At 37.6% G+C, this 16,503-nt stretch carries 17 protein-coding genes and 1 pseudogene; 7 read left to right on the top strand and 11 right to left on the bottom strand.

Annotated elements, in window-relative coordinates; translation table 11 throughout:
• Window positions 1–71: 71 nt before the first annotated feature.
• A complete protein-coding gene (locus tag IGK53_RS03015; protein WP_283341634.1) occupies window positions 72–983 on the top strand; it encodes an IS982 family transposase in 912 nt (303 codons plus the stop codon).
• A gap of 225 nt (window positions 984–1,208) precedes the next feature.
• Here IGK53_RS03015 and IGK53_RS03010 read toward each other — a convergent pair whose 3' ends face one another.
• A complete protein-coding gene (locus IGK53_RS03010) occupies window positions 1,209–1,577 on the bottom strand; it encodes a hypothetical protein (protein ID WP_002291451.1) in 369 nt (122 codons plus the stop codon).
• 170 nt (window positions 1,578–1,747) lie between these two features.
• On the opposite strand from IGK53_RS03010, the gene IGK53_RS03005 reads away from it, so the two are divergent.
• Window positions 1,748–2,242 carry a hypothetical protein gene (locus IGK53_RS03005; protein WP_002291452.1) on the top strand — a complete coding sequence of 165 codons (495 nt, stop codon included), beginning with the start codon at window positions 1,748–1,750 and terminating at the stop codon, window positions 2,240–2,242.
• Window positions 2,243–2,600: 358 nt separating this feature from the next.
• On the opposite strand, the gene IGK53_RS03000 is transcribed toward IGK53_RS03005, so the two are convergent.
• From IGK53_RS03000 to gloA2, 4 genes are all read right to left on the bottom strand, one after another.
• Window positions 2,601–3,167 carry a GNAT family N-acetyltransferase gene (locus IGK53_RS03000; protein ID WP_002291569.1) on the bottom strand — a complete coding sequence of 189 codons (567 nt, stop codon included), beginning with the start codon at window positions 3,165–3,167 and terminating at the stop codon, window positions 2,601–2,603.
• 54 nt (window positions 3,168–3,221) lie between these two features.
• The gene (locus IGK53_RS02995; RefSeq protein WP_002291570.1) at window positions 3,222–3,401 is read right to left on the bottom strand and encodes a hypothetical protein; all 180 of its coding nucleotides are present in this window, start codon (window positions 3,399–3,401) and stop codon (window positions 3,222–3,224) included.
• Between the two features lie 76 nt (window positions 3,402–3,477).
• A complete protein-coding gene (locus IGK53_RS02990; RefSeq protein ID WP_002291572.1) occupies window positions 3,478–3,987 on the bottom strand; it encodes a hypothetical protein in 510 nt (169 codons plus the stop codon).
• 95 nt (window positions 3,988–4,082) lie between these two features.
• Complete coding sequence (gene gloA2, locus IGK53_RS02985) at window positions 4,083–4,463, bottom strand: SMU1112c/YaeR family gloxylase I-like metalloprotein (protein WP_430604976.1); 381 nt, start codon at window positions 4,461–4,463, stop codon at window positions 4,083–4,085.
• Between the two features lie 332 nt (window positions 4,464–4,795).
• On the opposite strand from gloA2, the gene pnuC reads away from it, so the two are divergent.
• Complete coding sequence (gene pnuC, locus IGK53_RS02980; protein WP_002287078.1) at window positions 4,796–5,545, top strand: nicotinamide riboside transporter PnuC; 750 nt, start codon at window positions 4,796–4,798, stop codon at window positions 5,543–5,545.
• Window positions 5,546–5,728: 183 nt separating this feature from the next.
• On the opposite strand, the gene IGK53_RS02975 is transcribed toward pnuC, so the two are convergent.
• The 4 genes from IGK53_RS02975 to IGK53_RS02960 form a co-directional block, all read right to left on the bottom strand.
• Complete coding sequence (locus IGK53_RS02975; RefSeq protein WP_002336015.1) at window positions 5,729–7,006, bottom strand: hypothetical protein; 1,278 nt, start codon at window positions 7,004–7,006, stop codon at window positions 5,729–5,731.
• A gap of 78 nt (window positions 7,007–7,084) precedes the next feature.
• Complete coding sequence (gene pcp, locus IGK53_RS02970) at window positions 7,085–7,729, bottom strand: pyroglutamyl-peptidase I (protein ID WP_002287081.1); 645 nt, start codon at window positions 7,727–7,729, stop codon at window positions 7,085–7,087.
• 198 nt (window positions 7,730–7,927) lie between these two features.
• Window positions 7,928–8,872 carry a DUF979 domain-containing protein gene (locus tag IGK53_RS02965; protein WP_137203132.1) on the bottom strand — a complete coding sequence of 315 codons (945 nt, stop codon included), beginning with the start codon at window positions 8,870–8,872 and terminating at the stop codon, window positions 7,928–7,930.
• Between the two features lies 1 nt (window position 8,873).
• A complete protein-coding gene (locus IGK53_RS02960; RefSeq protein WP_002291575.1) occupies window positions 8,874–9,560 on the bottom strand; it encodes a DUF969 domain-containing protein in 687 nt (228 codons plus the stop codon).
• Window positions 9,561–10,031: 471 nt separating this feature from the next.
• Between IGK53_RS02960 and IGK53_RS02955 the strand changes: the two are divergent.
• The 3 genes and pseudogenes from IGK53_RS02955 (at window position 10,032) to IGK53_RS02945 (ending at window position 12,182) form a co-directional block, all read left to right on the top strand.
• A pseudogene (locus IGK53_RS02955) lies at window positions 10,032–10,353 on the top strand (DMT family transporter).
• 153 nt (window positions 10,354–10,506) lie between these two features.
• Window positions 10,507–11,412 carry an ABC transporter ATP-binding protein gene (locus IGK53_RS02950; RefSeq protein WP_002299964.1) on the top strand — a complete coding sequence of 302 codons (906 nt, stop codon included), beginning with the start codon at window positions 10,507–10,509 and terminating at the stop codon, window positions 11,410–11,412.
• Window positions 11,409–12,182, top strand: coding sequence for an ABC transporter permease subunit (locus tag IGK53_RS02945; RefSeq protein WP_002329520.1), 774 nt, complete (start codon window positions 11,409–11,411; stop codon window positions 12,180–12,182). The genes IGK53_RS02950 and IGK53_RS02945 overlap by 4 nt, the downstream gene beginning before the upstream one ends.
• Window positions 12,183–12,362: 180 nt before the next feature.
• On the opposite strand, the gene IGK53_RS02940 is transcribed toward IGK53_RS02945, so the two are convergent.
• The gene (locus tag IGK53_RS02940; protein ID WP_002287090.1) at window positions 12,363–13,787 is read right to left on the bottom strand and encodes a basic amino acid/polyamine antiporter; all 1,425 of its coding nucleotides are present in this window, start codon (window positions 13,785–13,787) and stop codon (window positions 12,363–12,365) included.
• A gap of 210 nt (window positions 13,788–13,997) precedes the next feature.
• Between IGK53_RS02940 and nrdI the strand changes: the two genes are divergently transcribed.
• Entirely contained in the window at window positions 13,998–14,444 is a 447-nt protein-coding gene (gene nrdI, locus IGK53_RS02935; RefSeq protein WP_002287091.1) for a class Ib ribonucleoside-diphosphate reductase assembly flavoprotein NrdI, read from the top strand.
• Between the two features lie 64 nt (window positions 14,445–14,508).
• Here the strand turns inward: nrdI and IGK53_RS02930 are convergent, their stop codons facing one another.
• Window positions 14,509–16,491 carry a glucose PTS transporter subunit IIA gene (locus tag IGK53_RS02930; RefSeq protein ID WP_002329521.1) on the bottom strand — a complete coding sequence of 661 codons (1,983 nt, stop codon included), beginning with the start codon at window positions 16,489–16,491 and terminating at the stop codon, window positions 14,509–14,511.
• Window positions 16,492–16,503 lie beyond the last annotated feature (12 nt).

The raw sequence follows: 16,503 nt of genomic DNA, 5'->3' as shown, positions 1-16,503 counted from the left end.
TAAACATGTTGGTAAATCAACAAAAAAACGCATAGAGTAGTCTCAAAACTCCCAAGAAATGAGGACTACATATGCGTTCATCAAAATATACTGAACATTATACAGATACTTTTATAACATTCAAGGAAATTATGAGAACTGTTTCTAACATATACCACAATTGTGTACCAGATAAGATTAAAAACCGAAGAAATACTGATCAACTGAAGCAACGCGATACAGTGATTATTGCTTGTGTTATATGGGGCATAATAATTAATGGCTATACTAGCCAAAGAGCCACGTATAGAGCGGTTTGTTCCGTCTTATTTCCTAATGGTGACTTTCCTAGTAGGAGTCGATTCACTCGCTTAAGTTCAAACTTAGCTTACACTATCAAGATTATTCGATACTTTTTCATCAAGAAGCTCACCAAAGGTGAACTAGTCGGAATTATAGATAGTTTTCCTAGTCCATTATGTAAACTAGTTAGAAATAGACAAGCAAAACTATTGAATCAAATAGCCAAAGTTGGCTATAACTCAACAAAAAAATCTTATTTTTATGGTCTTAAAATTCATATGATCGTTACTAAGACTGGCTTTCCGATTACTTACTCAATCACGAATCCAGGTGTCCATGACGTGAAAGTGTTAGAGACTTTATCGGAAGAAGCGAATCTTCCCAATATCCTAGGGGACAAAGGATATATTAGCCATAAAATCCATGAAAAGCTTGCCCTTATGGGCATTACTATATCCGTTCCGCCACGTAAAAACATGGATAAATCAGAAAAACTAGACCACAGCTTACTTGGAAAACAAAGAAAAATAGTTGAGACTGTTTTTTCTTCCTTAGAAAAATTAGGTTGTCAAAATTTCAACTCACGTTCTGTTAAAGTGCTAGAGAGTAGATTTGAAAGCATATTACTGGCTTACAGTGTTCTATTAAGTCGAGCACAACGACGTTTTGAAGGAACTTTGAGATATTCTTTAGGATATTAAAATTAACTAGCACCACGGGTCATCATTATATATAATTGTATTTGTTAGACCGCTTAAAGTAGCCGATCGTCTTGTGTGGTAGATAACTTTACTACCTCTGCTATTGATAGTACTCATTACTTGCTAAGCACTTAAATCATTTGTATCAGCATGGATTTTTTGTGAAAAAGCGGTTAATCCCCATATAGCTATTATTAAAATAAATAAGTTCTTAAATTTTTTCACTTATATTATCTCCTTCCTGATATTTATTTTTGAAGGAATCGGTAAAGGTAAGGAATGGTGATAAAAATATCCCTCATAATAACCTCGAGTTCCATTTGAAAGGGGCATTTCCCTATATTTTCCAAGCCAACCTCGATAGGCTCCAGATTGGAAGAATGCAACAGCTGGGGCAGGATTTCCAGTCGTTGTCCATCCGCTTGTCCAATAACGAGTCAATATAGCTTGTGGGGAAATAGTGATAAACTTCATTTGATCAAAATCAAAAATAGTAGTTTCTACAATGTGAGAAGGAGCATCCTCACCATAGCTAAAATCTTTTGCTTCAGCATGGACACAGTTATTACTTAATAAAACAGCAACGGACAGCAAAAAACAGCTAGATAAAAAACATTTTTAATCATAAAAAACCTCCATTTATATTTTTATATCCTGATTATATATTGAATTTTTATGCACACCAAACAAAACTTTAATTATATTACTATTTTTTCGCAAATATGGTAAAATATCAGAAAAAAGAAGGTAAAGGAGAGGGACATATGAAAAAAAAGTTATTAAAAAGAACTATTTATACATCGCATTTGTTATTATTATTCATAATCAGCGGTTGCAATTCGAATTACAATAAAATAACTCACGTCACAATAGAACAAATTACAGCTAATGGAACCTTACAAACTAGAGGAACTTATATTTTAGATAATGGGTATTTAGAAATCAGTAAAGAATTTAAACAAAATATAAATTTAAATACCTCTCCAACAAAATTGTTAAGCGAAACCGATCGACTGTTACTGGCTGAAATGATTAAAGAAGACTTTCCTTCCGAAACTATTTCTACTGAAAATCCAGAGTTACTGCAAAGTTTCAACAGGAAAGTCAAAAATGGAAGAGTGGAAATCGATTCTGATAATAAAAAAACTTATCTAATCGGAAAAGATTACAAAAAGGAATTTACATGGGTAGCTGATAACCAAACAAGATTGAAAGATTCATTCGGAGTCGAATACAGTTTTACAACGGATAGCAAATAGGACTGTGACAAAAATCGTGTCACAGTCCTTTATTTCGAATAAACGGTGTTCAAAAGCTTGCATCTGCGGTAATAAGCCCAACCAAACGAAAAATATGAGCAGCTATTTTTATTTGGCTGTTCTTATTACTTGATGCAGGGCAGCTTTTTCACAACCTCTGATACACGGTGTTCCAGAAGTAGCTTCTTCGAAAAATAAGCCGAAATTTTACAAAAATTTGAGAAGCAATTTTCGTAAATTCCTTCTTATTTCTTGAAGCTGACCACTTCTGTCACAACCTTATTAAAACCTATTCAATTTTTAGTAACGTTCATTCTTCTTTACACCATTATTATTTTTCACTATTTGACAATTTAAATCAATTTAATTTCTTTTGCATATGATCATAAAGATGACCACTGATCATCCGCTGACCGACAACTTTGAAGTCATGGCGTTCGTATAATTTTTTAGCCTTTGGATTTTTTTCATCCACACTTAGACCGATGACGGAGCGATTAGCTTTCTTCGCCAATTTAGGTAATGCTTCTAATAACCGTGAACCGATGCCTTGTCCTCTAAAATCTTCTGATACGCTGATAGAGTCCAAATACCATTCATCGGGAAACGTTTCTTTATCAATAAACAAACGTGTAGACGCATCTAGCTGATATTTCTCTAAGATAGGTACCAGTGGCTGATCGATGATTGATTCTTCTTCATCTGTATAACCGTAAGCAACTCCTGCAACTTTACCGTCTATTTCTTCTACGATACCTCGTGAATAACTGTAACGATAATTTGGATCAGTGATTGCTTCTTCTAAAATCTCTAAAGCCTTTTGTTCCCCTGTCTGCTTCAAAAATGGCAATTCCATGTCTTTTAGAATCACTAAGATCAATGGGGCGATTTCTGGAGCATCTTCTTTTCTCGCAAAACGAATCATAGTTTCCTCTCCTTTTCTCCATTCTAACATGCAAAAAAAGAAATCGCAAAATCGTTATTTTAAAAAATCTTCAATCTTTTCAGTAATGAAATAACCATGAGTAACGATTCTTGCCGCTTCAGTTCGGCAATAAGGGCAGACGACTGGCATTTCTTTATCATTATGTTCGACTACATTATTGACTTCTTCGTATGCAAATTTTTTTCCGCAATTAGGGCATTTCATTTTTTCCATGTTATCTCAACTTCCTTTCATCTTTACTCTCTTAGCTTACTCTTATATTGTAAAAAAGAGAAGCAATATCCTTCTTCTATGCAGATATCCATACCTGACGGTCCTGTTCTCCATCTATTAATCGGACTTTATAATAAGGACGTTCATCTTTGACTAGAAGTGTCCACTCTTTCACTTTTGCTTTTTTCCCGTAGTAGCTGACTGCTTCCTTCATCGCTGCTTGCGGTTGTTTGAACTCTTCCGCTTTTTCTATATCAAAAAGATGTTCTGCGGCCTTTTTCGTGTCATTTCGTACGGTTGTTTTCCCAGTGGATGGATTGACTGCTATGACTTGTCCTTCACAAAAAAACTGGTATTCATATGTTGCATTCGTAGGATTATCCAAGTCTTTTTCAACTGCAAAATGAATAGCAGATATGTTATGTTCTTTTGTTTCGTTTTTTACAATTGCTGCTGCTTTTTTCAATGAGATCCGATATTCCTGGTCACTAATATCATCCATGTGAAAAGCGGCATTGAGCAGTCCCGTCATACCGGTAATCCCTATTACGATGAGGGCAGCAACACCAAACATCATTTTTTTCATTCTTCATTCTCCTGTTTCTTTTTTTTAAAGAATATCAAGAAATGAACGAATGAAAAATCGAATGAAACGAAAAAAAAGTGACAATTTTGTTATCTTTATTCGTGCAGTTCTAATGGCAATCTGTCTGGATCAAAGAAAAACGTCATTTTTTTTCCTGTAAAGGTATCTTCTCTAATCGGTTCTGATTCGATCCCTAAGGACTGCAATTCTGCAATTGTTTCTTCAATATCGTCTACTTTGAAAGCAAGATGACGCAAGCCACAAGCTTCTGGATAGTTTGGTCGTTGTGGCGCATTAGCAATTCCAAAAATCTCCAATTCAGCACTTCCTAGTTTCAGATCTAATTTATAGTCATCTCGTTCTTTGCGGTAATTTTCTCTGATTACTTCAAATCCTAATTTATTAACATAAAAATCACGTGATTTCTGATAATCTGAAACAATGATGGCTATATGATGGATCGTTGTAAGGTTCATATGAGCACTCCTATTCTTCGTTTAAGCTCGGATCTATATTAATCTCCAGTTCCATTGTAAATGTATCAGATTGAAAAAAATAGCTGTTTTTCCTTTTTATAAGAAAAAAGGCAAAAAAAAAAACAGAAAGTAGGTCCTCCAAGACACTCTTCCTGTTCCCAATATAATAAATGAAAGTAAGAAATTATATTTTCAAGAAAACAAACAGAAAATTATCATAACACAAATTATTTATAATTGAAAGACTAGTTTTTTTTCAAGAAAAGCATACAATAGATTGTGTTAGTAAATACAGAACACACTACATTTAGTGTCTTAAGGAGTCCTCATACATGAAGTCATATTTTCAGTTTTTAGCTCATCAGCTAAAAGGCTGGCCGCAACAAAATTATTATCTTTTCTTTTTCAGTCTTGGCTGCCAGGTCATGACTCTTGTCAATAGTCCCATCACTTGGCTGTCCGTTATTACATTTATCGGTACCACCCTTGGTGTATTGTGTATTTTATCCATCAATGCGGCAAAATCAGTCAACGGTATTTTAGGTATTTTGTCTGCGATTTGTTTTATTATCGTTGGATTCTCAGCAAAGAACTATTTAAGTATCGGTGAACAGATTGCTTATATGATCACATTGGATATCCCCGTATTGTTAAGTAAAGAATGGAATCATAATATGGCTTCAAAAATCCGAAAATTCACTGGAAAAAGCTGGTTTATCGCAATCATCAGTACTTTCCTTGTCTATCTTGTTTCAGGATTCCTGATTGGTCGTTATACAGATGATCCTCGGCCGTGGGTAGATGCCATTGCTTTTTCTATTAGCTTGACTGCTGGTATCATCAGTTTCTTGCGTTACAACAACCAATATTACTGGTGGTTAGCTTCAGGGCTTGCTCAAATGGTCCTTTGGTATATTTCATTTACGCATGGATCTGCAAGTTTGGCGATGTTCGTGAACAGCTCTGTTTACTTGCTGAATGATGTCCTTGCATTTACCGTTTCACCTTGGTATAACCAAAAAGAACGTGAACGTATGCAAAAAATGGAAGAAGAATACTACAACGCACAACAACACGCATAAAAAAACTGAGCGTGGGACAAAAGTAAAGAACACTTTTGTCTCACGCTCTAAACACGTATAAACGGCTGAAGCAGAAGCAACTCCTTCGGAAATAAGCTGAAATTCACAAAAATTCGAAAAGCAATTTTCGTGAATTCCTTCTTATTTCTTGGAGTTAAACGCTTCTGTCCCAGCCTCTATTTTTTATAGTAATTCCTTTAGATACTTTCTTGCCTCATCATTGAAACGCAGTGATTCTTCTAACTTCTGATAATATTCCAACGCTTGTTTCTGAGCTTCAGTAAAACGATAATGTTTTCCTTTCCATTTGTCGATTGTCTCTTGCACATTTCCAGATTGGATATCTTTCACTACTAGTTGCCATTTTTCTTTTGAGACTGTACGGTCTTTCTTATCAGCAGATTGTATAGCTTCTCGTTCTTTACGCAATACTTTTAAAAAACCATTTCTGACTATCCGAGGAATGCTGTCGAAGAACCCTTCTGTAAAACCATAGCGACAATATTGCTTCCAAATAAATAGATAGATTTTTGGTTGGATGAATCGTTGGTTTTTCGCAAAATATTCCATCTGAGCAGTGACTTCTGGTGTTCGTTGACGTTTTGTCTTTCTCAACACGGAAATAAATGTTTCAAAATAAGCATTAGGATGTACTGGCACTTCTTCATATACGATGGATTGCCAATCTTTACGTAAAAATGCGCGATAGTTGATCAAGAATTCTTCTACATCCTTTACTAATTCTTCTGCAAAGTCGTCAAATAGTTCTTTTTTTATCTGTCGCTTTTTTGGCTGCCCATTGATGTGTTCACTTATTTTCTTGATTTCATTTTCCAATGCTTGATAATCCGCTATGTAAATCGGCATTTCTACTTGGCGAAATTCTGCGAGCCGCTGAGCTAATTTTATATCCGGTAAATATGGCTGTTTCATCCGACGATTTTGGTACAAGACAAAACAGTATTTTTGCCATAGTCCTTCAGGAAAATCGATATTCTTCTGCTTAAGGCATAATAATTCGTCTAAGGCCAGATCAACTTTTGTCATTCCCTGATGGATCGAAGCTGCCACTGTCGGAGAGACATGCAGGTGATCGGCAAAGTGGTTGATGCCTAGTTTTAGGATCTTTCCGGTTTTTGGCGATTTAACGATGTATTGCACTTTTAATTCTCTACCACACTCACAATACAATTTTTGCTGGCTTCGTTTTGTTCGAAAAAACGGATTGATCTTGAAGTCAGAAAACACCCAATCTGTTGCAGCTAAATAATGTTCTTCCATAAAACGAGAGCTGATTAGATATCGGCGGTGCTTATCGACTAGTTCCCGCTGTTTTTTCGTTAATTTTGCATAAATCTCCCAACGTTGACTGCTTGTGTATTGTTTAGAAATTTTGATGGGATAGCTTTTGCTGATTTCTTTTGGAAACCATTCTTCAAAGACGGATTGCCATTCTTCCACGGCTGTTTCTTTCCTTTCTAATTACAAAAAGCTGGCTACTAACATAACGTTAGCAACCAGCCAGTGTTTCTTGCTAAATTAGTGAGTTGTTCCGGCATTTCCGGAAATATCTTCTTTATTTTCTACTGCTGCTTCAACTGCATAAGTCAAAGAAGAAGCAATGTCTTCTAAAGACATAGAAGGCGTACCCACTGGACGATCGATCACTTGATCGGGTGAGAATGGCACGTGGATGAACCCACCTCGAATTGCCGGGAATTGTGTTTCGATCAAATGAAGCAAACGATACATGATATCGTTGCAGACAAATGTTCCTGCTGTATAAGAGATGTACGCTGGTAGACCATGATCTTGTACATTTTTTGTCATTGCTTTGATTGGCAATGAGGTAAAGTAAGCGGCTGGACCGTTTTCTTCTAAAGCCGTATCGAATGGCTGATTTCCTTCATTATCAGGGATTCTTGCTTCTGCTAGATTGATTGCGACACGTTCGAACGAGACTGCTGACCGTCCACCTGCTTGTCCGACACAGATCACGACATCTGGTTGGTGCTGTTGGATGGCTTCTTTGACTACTTGACTGCTTTTTTCGAATACGGTCGGTACTTCCACTTTGATGATTTCAGCACCGCTGATTTCATCTGGCATTTTTTTTACTGCTTCATAGGCTGGATTCACTTTGTCCCCACCAAATGGATCAAAACCTGTTACTAGTACTTTCATCTGTTGTTCCTCCGTCCGATTGATTTAACATATGGTTATCTTTTATCATACCATTTTCCTTGCACAGCGTAAATAAAGGAAACAATAGTTTAAATAACATAACAGATCAAACTTAATATATTCTTATAAAAAAATAGTGTTCCACTACAATGTTAGAAGAGGTTGCGACAATTATTCTGTCACAACCCCTCTCTTCTATTATTTAAATAGAATCATATAAGCAATTTGGAAAACTAGCATAAATAACGCAATAAACAACTGGTTTTTGATCACTCCGTATTTGTCTTTCATCTCCAGCATCGCTACAGGCACGATATTGAAGTTAGCAGCCATCGGTGTCAGCAGGGTCCCACAAAAACCGCAAGTCAATGCAACCATTCCTATTAACGCTGGATTCGCTCCATGACTAAATACGAATGGTGCACCGATCCCAACCGTCATCACGGTGATGGCCGCAAATGCATTCCCCATGATTACCGTAAATATCACCATGCCAAGAGCGTAAATGATGATGCCGATGTTCACATTTCCTTCTGGAACGATCGTACCTACTGCATTGGAAATCACTGTCCCAACTCCAGCGCTTGTAAATACCGCACCTAGAGAAGCTAAAAGCATTGGCAACATGCTTAACGGCCCTACTGTGCCCAGCATATCTGCTGCATCATCTAAAAATGTACTTGGTCGATTATCTCGAGAAAAGAACATCAAGATTAGCATGGCTGCAAAAACACCGACGCCCACGCCGACTAAAGCACCTAAATTGGTAACTAGAGCAAACAAGATCGCAAAGACACCGATACTCAAAGCTGGAATAAAGATTTTCATTCCTAGTTTGTCTGACATTTTTTCCATATATTCTTTTGATGGAAGCCGGCTTTCTCCTTTGCTGACTTTCTTAGCAATTGCTGGTATGGTCATCGCAAAGATCAAGCCACCGTTCACGATTGCCGGAAGCCATCTTCCTCCTGCAATAACTACCCCTAAGACCGTCCAGAAAAAGGCTGACCCATAACGATGAGGATTGGTTTTATCTGTTAAATTTCTTACTCCAGTGTAAATCAATACGAGTCCCATCACGATATAAAGAATCTCCAGTAATTTATCGCCTAATAAAATATCAGGATTTGTAAAAAAGTCCATCTTATTGCCCCTTTCCTGGATAATATTTCTTCGCTAATTTCTTTTCTTTAAGATAGAAGTAGACACTTGCCACAACTAAAGCCGTGATAGCCACTGGAACTTCCACTAAAGCAAGCTGTCCCAATGTTACGTCATATCCTAGATCTTTCAGTGTTGATTGGACTAGCAACGCCCCTGCGCCTCCGATGAATAGTACTTGGCCAAAGAACCAGCAGACATTTTCCATAGCCGAAGCCATACCTTTTAGTTCTTCTTCATGCTTAGGATGGACTTTTAATCCTTTTGATTCGATGGTTCCCAATGCCATAGGTAGAATGATCGGACGAACAAATCCAGCAACTCCACCAAAACTCACGTTAAAAGCTGCAAAGATCATTCGAAAGATTCCATAAATATCTACGATCATGCCAGCAGATACTTTCTTGAACCGCTTGATCAAGGAAGCCGCTGATTCTTTCAGACCATTTCTTTCAAGTGTTCCTGTCGCCAACATAATGATGATGAAAATCGCCATCCCACGATTGTTCACAAAACTTGTGCCTAAAAGTTCTAACATTCCTTGAATGCCAAGACCGCCAGTCAAAGCTGTCACAACTAAAGCAACCATTACGATCAATATCGAGTCTAATTTAAATGCAAACCCGAGAATAACAATCAAGACGCCTAAAAGGCTAAGATAATTTTCCATATATTTTCCTCCATAAAATGACAATATTTTTTTAATTATAAAGCAAAACACATAAAAAATATAGTTGTTTTCTCACGAAATAGACACTATTTTTAAATATTTTTCGTTATTTTTTTATCACAAAACTTATCTTACTTATTATAAGGTAAAGTTTTTTAGTTTATTGCCCGATAATATATAGAAATAAGGTCTAGTTACTGTTTTTTTTAAATGATTAATAAATAACAACTCCTTTCTATGAAATTGCAAAGCATTCATCTTCTTTTCTGCTAACGATATATCCGTCAATGCTTGGTACACTTTACTAAAAAGTATGAGATTGCCGATATCTGGATAGGTGTGCTATACTACAGAAAAAGATATACGATCTGCCACCGGGTAGTAAAAAAGAGGATGATCATTCCATTAGGTCTTTGAAGGGATGGTTCTCCTCTTTTTGTGTATTTTTTATATTGAAGGAGGAACGTATGTATGGCATGGATGGAATTAATCATAGCAGGAATTTTGGAAGTATTCTGGTCAACGATGATGAAATGGAGTGATGGTTTTTCTAAAATCAATTATTCTTTTTTACACAGTGATTGGAATGATTGCTAGTTTTTACTTTTTATCAAAGGCAATCAAAAGTTTGCCGATGAGTCTCTCTTATCCTATCTGGACAGGGATTGGCGCAGTTGGTTCGGTCATAATTGGTGTGGTCTTGTTTCATGATAAGCTGAATCTTTCCACTTGGTTCTTTGTGGGGATGCTACTCATCAGTATCATTGGCATCAAGATTACTAGCGGCCACTAGACACTTGGAATAAGTACTGATCAGAAAAAATAAGCCTTTTTATTTAATATTCAATTTTTTTATGAAAAAATAAGAAATAAGTCCAATGACCTAGCGACTTCTCCACTCATCTGGTGTATGCTTTTACTATCTATAGAAAAGGAGTGAATATTTTTGAAAAGTCTTTCGGTCCAAGAATTATCCAAGAACTTTGGTCACAAACAAGCCCTCAGTGATGTCAGTTTTAGCTTATCCCCTGGCAAAATCGTTGGATTAGTAGGTCCTAATGGCGCTGGAAAAACAACGATCATGAAAGCTATTTTAGGACTGATCCATTACTCAGATGGAACAATCCGTATTGGTGAAAATGAGATTTCTCCCTCTAGTCATAAAGGGTTAGAACAAGTAGGAGCATTGATCGAATATCCGGGTATCTACCCATTCTTAACAGGCTATGATCATCTGAAGTTATTCTCTGAAACAAACGATGTATCTGCTATCGATACTATCGTGAATCAGCTCAAGATGGAAAAGTACATTCACAAAAAAGCGAAATCTTACTCGTTGGGAATGAAACAAAAGCTAGGGATTGCTCTTGCCTTACTGAACCATCCTTCTATCGTTATTTTAGATGAACCGATGAACGGGTTGGATCCACAAGCAACAAGAGATGTGCGAAAAATCATTACCGACTTGGCTACTCAAGGCACCTCTTTCTTGATCTCCAGTCACTTACTCAGTGAGCTTGAAAAAATGGTGGATGAGCTGATCCTGATCAATCAAGGAAAGATCATCAAGCAATGTACAATGGCTGAATTGAACCAAGCAGCGCAAGATTTCATCATTATCTCTACAACGAATGATCTAGCTGCTCGAACGATCTTGACAGAAGCTGGATATACTTTGGAAGATTCTGATAAAATCAAGCTTTTAAAAGAAAACGAAGAATTATTAGGAACCGTGATCCAGTTATTGTCTGCACAAAATATCCATGTGACAGACGTCCAGCATCTGACGAATGATTTGGAATCTTCTCTATTGGAAATTCTGGATTCAGTAAAGGGGGAAGAAGAAAAATGACATTGCTTGTAAAACAAGAATTATTTAAATTGATCAAGAAAAAGTCAACTGCTGTTTTATCTGTTCTATTAGTTATTTTGCTCATAGGAACAGCACTTCTAGCCAAAAAATATACGACGATCATTGATCCAGTTGAAATGACTGCTCAGCTTTTTAGTGCCACATCTTGGATTGTCTTTATCATGATTGCAGCTGCAAGCACGATCATTTCGATGGAAGCACAATATGGTACATTGAAAAATCTCCTTTATCGAAAGTATTCTCGAGGAGAAATATTAGTAAGCAAATGGATCACATTAGTTATTTATTCTGTTTATTTATACCTTTTAGCTATTATTGTCACTGTGTTGATGAAACTGATTCTTTTCCCTTCGATTTCCTTCACGGAGAAGGTTTCTACTGGTCAAACACTGATCCAAAGCTTGTTCACTTATACTTTGGGTAGTTATATCGGTTTATGGCTGATTTTAAGTTTAGTGTTGATGATTGCTTGCTTTATCAATAGTTCCGGTGCATCCATCTCAGCAGGAATCGTCTTTTATTTTGCTTCGTCAATCATATCTGGTATCCTTATCGCACTCATCCAAAAATGGGAGTGGATCAAATGGAATCCGATCAGTATGTTGAATCTGCAAAACCAAATTGGAAACGAAGAGATCATGAAGCAATTGACTCATCTTTCTACTAATCAAATGCTGTTGGGTAATTTAGCTTACATCGTTTTGTTCTTAGCATTAGGATATCTCGTATTTAAGCGAAAAAATGTATGATGACTCATCAAAAAAGAGGTTGTGAAAGAGCCGTTCAGCCTTATTGCCGATTGGCTGTCTCTTAAACACCGTTTATTCTGAAAAAGGAGCTGTGACAACATTTTTGTCACAGCTCCTTTCCTAGTATGTTTTTGAATAAACGACAGGCTCACAACCTCTCTTTATACTTCTTTTATACTTCTATACGTGAAGCATCCCAGTGGCAAATAAAACCATTGCAATCACTCCGACCATCGTCACACCTATAAGTAAAATCTTATCTAAGTGGATATGTTGTACAGGCTCGTTTTGCTCCTTACGTGCTTTGAGATAAAAATAAATGCCTGGCAAGAAAAGAACAAGAACAAGCATTACTTCATTAAAGGCTACGACTAGCATAGCCCATACTTGAAAGGCACTTGCTAAAAGCCCTACTAAAAATTGGACCCATTCTTTCCGCTGATAAGAAAGTTTCATTTGGTACAATCCTAAGAAAAGCCACGTGAAGAAAATAGCTGCTGTACCAAGTGTGTAAGCAAAGTTATAAGCACTGTCAGTGAATAATAATGAAAGTAAAAAGACATTCGTACATAACGTCGTCAATACGATAGCATAAGTTGGTGCCCCATTTTTGTTGAGTTTTCCCCATGCTTTAGGCAAAAGTCCGTCTTCAGCCATGTTTCCCATTGTTTCAATCGGTAAGATCGTCCATGAGAGCCAAACACCAACTAAAGAAATGATCAAACCGCCGTTGATCACGACTGCTCCCCATTTACCAACCATCATTTCAAACACATAGCCCATAGCAGGCTGCGCCTTGATCGTTTGCAGCTGATTCATCGTCATTGTCCCATATGGAAGCATGGAAACCAAGACGTAAATAATAATCAAGCCGAATATCCCTAGAATCGTTGCTTTCCCAACATCTGATTGTTTTTTTGCTCGTGAACCTACGACAGAGGCTCCTTCAATACCAACAAATACCCAAAGCATCACCATGATGCAACTCAATACTTGACTGGAAAACGGGATCGGCTGTCCATTCGCATTCAATATAATGTCGCTAGAAAAGTTATCAATGAATTGTTGGATCGAAAACGTGCTGATAGCTACTACAATAAATAAAAATAATGGCACTAATTTACAGAATGTGACGATAGCATTGACGAAACTAGCATTTTCGACTCCCCGATTCACTAGCCATGCATATCCCCATAAAAAGACTGTACTCATCACGATCGATGCCAGATTTTGCCCACCTTCAAATACTGGGAAGAAATATCCTAATGCGCTCATCAACAATGTTGCAAAAGCTACGTTGCCTAACCAGCATGTGAGCCAGTAACCCCAACCGCTGATAAAACCAGCGAAACGGCCAAAACCTTCTTCTGCGTAACTAAAGATCCCGCCTTTTAAATCTGGACGTTTTTTATTGATATTATTGATCGATAAGGAGAGCATCAACATTGCTGTTCCTACGAGTACCCAACTGAAAATAGCTGGGCCGCCAGCCGATCCGGAGATGTCCGTCATAATACCAAATACGCCACCTCCAATCGCTGAACCAATTACTAAGGCAGCAAGTGGAATTAAACCAATTCCTTTTTTCTGTTGCTCTGTATCCATGTAAGCATCCTCCAAAATAAAACCGCTTTTATCAAAAAGTATAACAAACCTTTTTTATTTTTACTTAATTAATAAAAACTTTAATAGAAATATAATTCTACCGGCTTTTTTCTCATTATACAAGCAAAGCGCCTAGTCCCTTTCCAAATTACACCACCAAAAAACTTAAAAAAGATGCTATACTAAAAGGAAAGAATTGGGGGATGAACCATGAACATTTTATATATATCGATTTCAGGAAATACGCGTGCCTTTGCCAAACATCTAGCAGAATATGCTGAAAAAATGCATGCAGAAGATCCTGTGAATCCTGAAGTTACTTTAAAAGAAATCCATGAAAATAGTGATTTTACGAAAGAAACAGAACCATTTTTTACTTTCGTTCCTACTTATTTAGACGGCGGAAATGGTTTAGATAACGGTGATACAGAAATCTTGACCGAAACGATGCGTGAATATCTGGAACATGAAGACAATCATAAACTTTGTCTTGGTGTAGTCGGTAGCGGAAATAAAAACTTCAATAATCAGTATTGTTTAACAGCCAAACAATATGCACAAACATTTGGCTTTCCTTTCTTGGCAGATTATGAATTACGGGGAACACCATCTGATGTGACACGAATTTATCAGATTTTAGCAGAAAACAATAAATAATAAAAAAGAAGAAGCTGAAAAATAGATTTCAGCTTCTTCTTTCGTTTCTATTGTTTCTATCATATTAAGCTTTGACATCCATCACATGTGCTTTTGCTTTTGCTTTACCTGTTTTTTCCAAGACAAAGTTTTTTACACGATCCATATTGGTTACCAAGACGATCATGGATGTTTCTTTGCCTGCTGCTTTGATCGCTTCTAAGTCAGCTTCTGCTACAAGCGTATCAGGTGTCACTTGCTGCCCTTCTGTTACTTTCACATCAAATGGCGTACCGCCTAAGTCAACTGTGTTGATTCCCATATGAAGCAAGATTTCTAAACCATTTGGCGTTGTGATCCCAATAGCGTGTTTCGTTGGGAAGACAGAACTGACTACCCCAGTAACTGGAGAATAGATATGTCCGTTTTCTGGTTCTACAAAGTAGCCTTCACCCATCATCTTTTGTGCAAAAACTGGATCACTTGCTTTATCTAAAGAAACAACTGTTCCGTCAGCAACTGATGAGAGGATAGTCACACTTTCAGCTGAAGTTTGAGGTACTGCTTTTTCAGGCACTTCATTTACTGTGGCTGTTTCAGTCGCTAATTCTTCTTTTTCTAAACGGTCTTTAGGAATACCGAAGAAGAATGTAGCAACGAAGCCACCAGCATAAGCTGCCAATAATCCAAGGATGTAGCCTAACCATTTACCGTCAGAGATCAATGGGATCAAAGCGGCTCCTGAAGGTCCAATAGCGATAGCCCCGACATTTCCGATCATTCCGATCACTGCCCCGCCGATACCTCCACCGATACAAGCAGTAATAAATGGGCGTCCTAGAGGTAATGTTACTCCGTAAATCAATGGTTCGCCGATTCCTAGGATCCCGACTGGTAAAGCTCCTTTGATCATTTCTGTTAATTCTTTATCTTTTTTGCAGCGAATCCATAATGCCAATGCTGCACCCACTTGTCCTGCACCAGCCATCGCAAGAATTGGAAGCAATAGCGTACGACCAGTTTCATCAATCATTTGCACATGGATTGGAGTCAAAATTTGATGCAGTCCGAACATAACCATCGGCAAGAATAATGTGCCTAGAACGAAGCCGGCAAATGCTCCACCAACGCCAAGTACCCAGTTGATCCCACCGACCATGCCATCAGAAATGAAACCTGCTAAAGGCATGATGAAGAAAATTTCAATCAGACCGATGGCAATCAATGAAAGAGTTGGTGTAACGATGATATCTACCGCATCAGGTACTACTTTATGCAGTTTTTTCTCAACGATTGACAATAGCCAAACAGCGAAGATGACACCTAAGATCCCACCTTGTCCAGCTGCAAGAGCTTCACCAGTAAATAAGTTTTTCAGTGGTGCTTCCGGATTCATCCCTGTCAGCATCACAACGGCCCCGATAACTCCACCAAGAGTTGGTGTTGCACCAAAAACTTGTGCAGCATTGATACCTGTATAGATAACTAGGTAGCTAAACATCCCGTTTTTCAAGATGTTCATCACATCGATATATTGTTGCCATGTTGCTGCATCAAGTGTTCCGGCTGTGACTAAGTTTGCTAAAACTGCGGCAATCCCTGCCACGATCCCAGTACCGACAAATGCAGGAATCATTGGCACAAAGATATTAGAAATGTCTTTTAATACCGATTTGATTTTAGATGGTTTTTGTTTCGATTTTTGTGCCGTTTTCATTTCTTGTGCCCGTTCGTTTACACGGTCTTTTCCAGATGCTGATGAATTTGCTGTAGCTGCACTTACAGAAGGAAGTTTTTCTCCTAATTTCACGCCTGCCAAATCAACCATTTGCTGTGCTACTTTGTTCACTTTCCCAGGTCCGATGATGACTTGAAGCTGTTCATCTTCTACTACACCAAGCACTCCTGGAATCGCTTTTAATTCAGAGACATTTACAAGATCATCATTGATGATCTTCATACGCACACGAGTCATGCAGTGGACAATGCTTTCTACATTGCCCATGCCGCCTGCCCCTTTATAAATTTGTTTTGCCAGTTCTTCCAAAGTCAGTTCGTTTTTTGCCATGGTCTTTTCCCC

The sequence above is a fragment of the Enterococcus sp. DIV1224 genome (assembly GCF_050555455.1).
Lineage (GTDB): Bacteria > Bacillota > Bacilli > Lactobacillales > Enterococcaceae > Enterococcus_B > Enterococcus_B lactis.
The sequence above is the reverse complement of the archived record's forward strand: the minus strand, read 5'-3'. Positions and strand labels throughout refer to the sequence as shown.